This window comes from Bowmanella yangjiangensis (assembly GCF_017255015.1).
Classification (GTDB): Bacteria; Pseudomonadota; Gammaproteobacteria; order Enterobacterales; family Alteromonadaceae; genus Bowmanella; species Bowmanella yangjiangensis.
Genome location: NZ_JAFKCS010000626.1, coordinates 1 through 423, shown reverse-complemented (window position 1 = coordinate 423; position 423 = coordinate 1). Strand labels below are relative to the sequence as shown.

Annotated in this window: 1 protein-coding gene; it reads left to right on the top strand. The window is 63.6% G+C overall.

What is annotated here, in order from left to right; translation table 11 throughout:
• Positions 1 to 14: 14 nt before the first annotated feature.
• A partial coding sequence (locus tag J0A65_RS25985) for a PDC sensor domain-containing protein (RefSeq protein WP_206597081.1) occupies positions 15 to 423 on the top strand: 409 nt, incomplete at its 3' end.

The window sequence follows — 423 nt, the reverse complement described above, 5'->3', positions numbered from 1 at the left end:
CAGGCCAGGGCTGGATGCTCTCCGCCATCGCCCCGGTGTTTCGGGGCGAATTCCTCGAGGGAGTGGTCGGCCTGGACGTCACCGTGAGCAAGCTGCTCGAACATATCCAGGGCCTGGACGTGCCCTGGGGCGGCTACGCGGTGATCGTCAGCAACGAGATGAACATCATGGCCTTGCCTCCGGCCGGTGAAACGGATTTTGGCCTCAGCGAGCTGACCACACATTCCTACGATGACGCCATCAGCTCGGAGCTGTTCAAGCCGGAAGATTTCAACCTGCTGAAGCGCAACGACACCATGGCCCTGGCGAAAAGCATCGGCGAGCGCAGCAACGGCGTCCTCGCCATGTCGCTTGATGGCCAGCCCAAGCTGGCGGCCTGGGCCAGTATCCCGGCGACGGGTTGGCACCTGCTGGCGATCGTCG